Source organism: Inquilinus sp. (assembly GCF_039594555.1).
Classification (GTDB): Bacteria; Pseudomonadota; Alphaproteobacteria; order DSM-16000; family Inquilinaceae; genus Inquilinus.
Genome location: NZ_JBCNNF010000484.1, coordinates 1 through 4901, shown reverse-complemented (window position 1 = coordinate 4901; position 4901 = coordinate 1). Strand labels below are relative to the sequence as shown.

The window sequence follows — 4901 nt, the reverse complement described above, 5'->3', positions numbered from 1 at the left end:
AGCGCAGAAACACCGCCGCTCGACGGATCATGCCGGCGATCATGCCGGGTCCTCCCCCACGCGCCGGCCGAAGCCGGCCTCCCGCCAGTCCAGGACACGATAGAAGCTCTGGCCGTCCGCGGCGACCCAGATCACCGCTTCGACCCGTCCGCGCGCGCCGCGGGCGGTCGCGGCCTCGACGCTGACGCTGTAGATCGGCCCGGGCGCGGGCCGCAGAAGCTTGCCGGCATCCGGCGGCAGCAGCGAGGCCAGCCGCTCCGGCGTCGGCGTCGGCCGCTGCTGCCGGGCGCGCACCACCGCCTCGGCCTGGGCGCGGGTGACGCCGGGCAGGGCCTGCAGCACCAGCGGATCGGCCGAGAAGGGATTGATACCCCCGGCCGGTGACAGAACCGTGACCAGCGGCATCAGCGCGTCGGCCAGCTGCCGGCTGATGCCGGGAATCGTGCGCAGCTCCTCGGCCGACTGGAACGGGCGGGCCAGCTCCGCCGGGTCGTCCGGATCCGCGGCCGGAGCCGTGCGGGCGGCGGGCGGCGGGCGGTTGCCATCCTGGCTGTTCGCGCCTCCGCCGGCCGGCTGGCCGGGGGCGGCCTGGGGGCCGCCACGCCGGCGCAGGATCGCCTGGGTTAGGCGCGGCGCGGCGTCCGGCGTGCCCAGCACCACGGTGAGCAGCCGCGTCAGCGTCTCCTCATCGGCCCGGTTCAGGTCGACCCGGCCGGCCTCGTCGCGGATGCGGACGATGAGCCGGTCGCCACCGATCTCGGCGGGGTAGGGGGTGCCGTCGGCGCGCCAGCCGCGGTCGTCATCGGCGGTGCCCAGCCCCAGCACCGCCAGCTCGACGCCGCCGCGCAGCAGCGCCCGCAGGCGGATCTCCTCGGCGCCGTTGGCGGCGACGCGGGCCTCGGTGCGGCTGCTCAGGCTGAAGCCGATGGTCAGCATCGACAGCATCACCAGCGTCCACAGCACCACCACCAGCGCCACGCCGCGCTCGCCCTGGCGCGGGTCGCGGGGCGCGGCGGAGCGGGGGTCAGCCGGCCTTGGCATCGCGCTGCGCCGACAGGCTGCAGAAATCGCTCCCGTCCGGGGCGGACGGGGTGGTGGAGGCATTGCCGGAATCGGCCGCGGCCTGCGCGCCCTGCTGCGGCTGCGCCGGGTTCTGCGGCTGCTGCTGGGGCGGTTGCTGCTGTGGTTGTCCGGCCTGCCGCTGTCCCGACGGAGCGTTCTGCTGCCCGTCCGGCGCCGGGGCGTTGCCGGAGGTGATGGCGCGGACGCAGGCGGCCTCCAGGTCGACCGGAAGCGGCACCACGATGTCCGGCCACACCGCCAGCCCCTCGGCGTCCCGGCTGCTCAGGCGGATCAGCCGCGGCGGCGCCTCGCGGTCCGGCCAGGGCGTCACCCAGCGCGGCCGCTGCTCGCCGGGCACGATGCCGAAATAGTCGAAGCGGTACGCGACCGGCCCGCGGGCCAGGACCAGGTCGTCGGTCGGCTTGGCATCGGCGAAACCGGCCAGCCGCGGGTCGAAGCCGGCGCGGGAATAGCGCAGGGTCGACTGGCCGGGCACGACATCGACGTAGAAGAAGGCGATGGCCAGGCCGGGGTCGCCGGGGAAGCCCGGATCGGCCACCACCAGCCCGATGCGGTCGGGATCGCCGCGGAAGGCGACGGCGGGCTTGGCGCCGGGCTGGGCCTGCCAGGTCAGCCGCCGGGCGGCCGCCGCCTCGCGCCGCAGCGTCGATTGCACCAGGGCGATCGTCTCCGACGCGTCGGCCGCCCGGGCGCCGCGGTCCCAGCCGGCGGCGACGAAGCGCAGGCCCCCGGTCAGCAGCACCATGATCAGCGCCACCACCACCATGGCAATGATGGTCTCGAGCAGCGTGAAGCCGCGCTGGCTGTCGGTGCCTGTCGTCATTGCACCGACACCAGGGCCAGGGTTGTCATCTCGAAGCGCGGGCCCGAAGCGGGGGGCTCGACGGCGATGCGCAGCCGGGCCAGCCGCGCTTGGCGGGCGCCCAGCGCCACGGTCTGGCGCGGCGCCTGGTCCCAGCTGTCGGCCACGATCCGCCAGCGATAGCCGTCATCGGTCTCGCCGGACAGGGTGCTGCCCAGCTTCAGCGGGGTGGGCAGGCTGTCCAGCTGCGCCGCCAGGCCTTCGGCGACGATGGCGGCGCGCTGCAGCCCGTCGGCCCGGGCCATGCCGGTCATGCCGGTGCCGAAGATCCGGAAAATCACGGTCAGGATCAGCCCCAGGATGGTCAGTGCGACCACCACCTCGATCAGGGTAAAACCGCGCTCCCGGATCCTCGGCTCATGCGCCATCGCCGGGCTCCGTGATCCTGACCCGGCCGGTCAGCCAGTTGACCTCGACCTGGTAGGCGCGGCCCTGGCCGGCCAGGCGGATGGTGCCGCCGGTCGACCGGCCGTCCGGCAGGAAGCGGATGCCCGGATGGCCGCTGCGGTCGGCCGCGATCTCGGCGCTGGTCACGTCGACGGTGATGCCGTCGGCGATGCGGTGGCGCAGCGGTGCCGTCACCGGGCCGAAGCTGCGGCCCACCGGGTCGATCACCACGCCCTGCGGCCCGTCGCGCAGGATGGCGTCGCTGCGCGCCTGGCGCAGCTCCGACGCCAGGGTGGCCACGGTGCGCTTCAGCTGGGCCTGGGCCGAGCCGCGCGCCAGCATCGGCGGCACCAGCGCCGCCACGGCGCCGAGCACGACCAGGACCACCAGCAGCTCCAGCAAGGTGAAGCCGCGGTCGGTCCGGGCGACGGCCCGGGCCCGGTCGGCCTCACCAGCTGGTGATGTCGGCGTCATCGCCGCTGCCGCCCTCCTTCCGGTCGGCGCCCAGGGAATACAGGTCATAGGCGCCGTGCTGCCCCGGCGCGCGGTAGTTGTAGGCGCTGCCCCACGGGTCCTCCGGCAGCGCGTTGCTGCGCAGATACGGCCCGTTCCAGCCGCGCACGCCGCCGGGGTTGGCCATCAGCGCCTTCAGCCCCTGGGCCGTGGTCGGATAGCCGCCGACATCGATGGCGTAGAGATCGAGGGCGGATTTGAAGTTCTCGATCTGCAGCCGCGCCGAGTCCGCCCGGGCGCCGCCGAGATAGGACAGGATCCGCGGCCCCACCAGCCCGGCCAGCAGGCCGAGGATGACGAGCACGACCAGCAGCTCGATCAGGGTGAAGCCGGCCTGGCGGCGGCGGCGGGCGGCGGCGGCCGTGTCGTTGACGGTGGCGTCGTCGGCGGTCTGGGGCGAGGTCTGCATCGGGGTCTATGGTTTCTCAGAAGGCAAGGTCGTTGATGCTGATGACGGCCAGCAGGATCGACATGACGATGCCGCCCACCGCCAGGCCGAGGATGATGATCAGGGCCGGTTCGACCAGCGTGACCAGCCGCTTGATCGCGGCCTCCAGCTTGCGCTCATAGGCGTCGGCGATGTGCGCCGAAGTCATGTCGATCCGCCCCGTCTCCTCGCCGACGCGCAGCATCTGCACGGCGAGCGGCGGGAACAGCCCGATCTCGGCCAGCGGGTCGGCCAGCCCCCGGCCTTGTCGCACGCCGGTGATGACCGTCTCCATCGCGGCGGCGACGGCGCTGTTCGACACCACGTCGCGCGACAGGGCGATGGCCGAGGGCAGGTCGACGCCGTTGCCGACCAGGGTCGACAGGGTGCGGCAGAACCGGGCGGTCGCCAGGGTGCGGACCAGCGGGCCGACCAGCGGCAGGCGCAGCGCCGCGCGGTCCCAGGCCAGGCGGGGACCCGGCTGGGTCAGGATCCGGCGGGCGACGATCACCGCGGCGACGACCCCGAGGCCGACCATCCAGCCGTAGTTCTGGCAGAAGCGGCCGATGGCGATGACGATCGCGGTCGGGGTCGGCAGCGCCGCCCCGGCATCCTTGAAGATGGTCTCGAACTGCGGCACCACGAAGGTCAGCAGCAGGAACACCGAGGCCAAGGAGACGACGATCAGGATGGCCGGGTACAGCATGGCGGAAACCACCATCTCGCGGGTCTTCTCGCCGCGCTCGCGCAGGTCGGCCAGCCGCTCCAGCACCACGTCGAGCGTGCCGGAGCTCTCGCCGGCGCGGACCATGTTGACATAGAGCTTCGGGAACACCGGCCCCTGCTCCTCCAGCGCCGTGCTCAGGCTGGCGCCGGCCCGCACCCGAGCCAGCACCTGGGCGGCCATGGCGGCGACCGGGTTGGCGCCCAGGCCGTCGGACAGCGTCATCAGCGCCTGTTCCAGCGGCTGGCCGGCGGCCACCAGGATCGCCAGCTCGCGCGTCATCTGGGTGATCTCGCCGGGCTTCGGCCCGCGCCGCCGGCGCAGCCCGCTTACGGCCGAACCGCCGCGCCCGGCCTGGCTGCGCACCGGCGCCACGCTCAGCGGCAGGATGCCCGTCGCCTCCAGCTTCGCCGTCAGGCTGGCCTCGTCCGCCGCCTCGGCCCGGCCCTCGACCACCGCGCCGCTGCCGTCGATCGCCTTGTACGCGAAGACCGGCATCGCCTCACCACTCCTCGGTGACGCGATGGACCTCGTCCAGCGTGGTCAGCCCGGCCAGGCATTTGTGCAGCCCGTCCTCATACATCGTGACCATGCCGGCCCGGCGCGCCGCCTGGGTCAGGGCGGCGGTGGAGATTCGGTCGCGCAGCAGGTCGCGGATCTCGTCGTTCGGGACGAAATACTCGAAGATGCCCATCCGGCTGGTGTAGCCCAGGTCGTCGCAGGCCGGGCAGCCCACCGCCTCGTACAGCTGCGGCGTCGCCGTCGCCAGCGGCCGGGCGGCGGCGGCGCGCTCGACCAGCCCCGCGGGCGTCTCGACCGGGCGGCGGCATTCCGGGCACAGCCGCCGGACCAAGCGCTGGCCGATCACCCCGGCGATGGTCGAGGTCAGCAGATAGCCGTCGACA

Annotated in this window: 6 protein-coding genes and 1 pseudogene; all 7 read right to left on the bottom strand. The window is 73.9% G+C overall.

Annotated elements, in window-relative coordinates; translation table 11 throughout:
* Nucleotides 1-39 precede the first annotated feature (39 nt).
* Nucleotides 40-1041 carry a hypothetical protein gene (locus ABDW35_RS32265; protein WP_343717944.1) on the bottom strand — a complete coding sequence of 334 codons (1002 nt, stop codon included), beginning with the start codon at nucleotides 1039-1041 and terminating at the stop codon, nucleotides 40-42.
* Complete coding sequence (locus ABDW35_RS32260) at nucleotides 1025-1906, bottom strand: prepilin-type N-terminal cleavage/methylation domain-containing protein (protein ID WP_343717943.1); 882 nt, start codon at nucleotides 1904-1906, stop codon at nucleotides 1025-1027. The genes ABDW35_RS32265 and ABDW35_RS32260 overlap by 17 nt, the downstream gene beginning before the upstream one ends.
* Nucleotides 1903-2313: a type II secretion system protein gene (locus tag ABDW35_RS32255; RefSeq protein ID WP_343717942.1), complete on the bottom strand. Its 411-nt coding sequence runs from the start codon at nucleotides 2311-2313 to the stop codon at nucleotides 1903-1905. The genes ABDW35_RS32260 and ABDW35_RS32255 overlap by 4 nt, the downstream gene beginning before the upstream one ends.
* A complete protein-coding gene (locus ABDW35_RS32250; protein WP_343717941.1) occupies nucleotides 2303-2806 on the bottom strand; it encodes a GspH/FimT family protein in 504 nt (167 codons plus the stop codon). The genes ABDW35_RS32255 and ABDW35_RS32250 overlap by 11 nt, the downstream gene beginning before the upstream one ends.
* Complete coding sequence (gene gspG / locus ABDW35_RS32245) at nucleotides 2781-3254, bottom strand: type II secretion system major pseudopilin GspG (protein WP_343717940.1); 474 nt, start codon at nucleotides 3252-3254, stop codon at nucleotides 2781-2783. The genes ABDW35_RS32250 and gspG overlap by 26 nt, the downstream gene beginning before the upstream one ends.
* Before the next feature lie 16 nt (nucleotides 3255-3270).
* On the bottom strand, nucleotides 3271-4494 hold the full coding sequence (locus ABDW35_RS32240) for a type II secretion system F family protein (protein ID WP_343717939.1): 1224 nt from the start codon (nucleotides 4492-4494) through the stop codon (nucleotides 3271-3273).
* Nucleotides 4495-4498: 4 nt separating this feature from the next.
* Nucleotides 4499-4901: pseudogene (locus ABDW35_RS32235) on the bottom strand (type II secretion system protein GspE); the annotation flags it as partial.

Coding starts and splice junctions, on each gene's coding strand:
- ABDW35_RS32265 (WP_343717944.1), bottom strand. CDS start 1,041: ATGCCAAGGCCGGCTGACCCCCGCTCCGCCGCGCCCCGCGACCCGCGC.
- ABDW35_RS32260 (WP_343717943.1), bottom strand. CDS start 1,906: ATGACGACAGGCACCGACAGCCAGCGCGGCTTCACGCTGCTCGAGACC.
- ABDW35_RS32255 (WP_343717942.1), bottom strand. CDS start 2,313: ATGGCGCATGAGCCGAGGATCCGGGAGCGCGGTTTTACCCTGATCGAG.
- ABDW35_RS32250 (WP_343717941.1), bottom strand. CDS start 2,806: ATGACGCCGACATCACCAGCTGGTGAGGCCGACCGGGCCCGGGCCGTC.
- gspG (WP_343717940.1), bottom strand. CDS start 3,254: ATGCAGACCTCGCCCCAGACCGCCGACGACGCCACCGTCAACGACACG.
- ABDW35_RS32240 (WP_343717939.1), bottom strand. CDS start 4,494: ATGCCGGTCTTCGCGTACAAGGCGATCGACGGCAGCGGCGCGGTGGTC.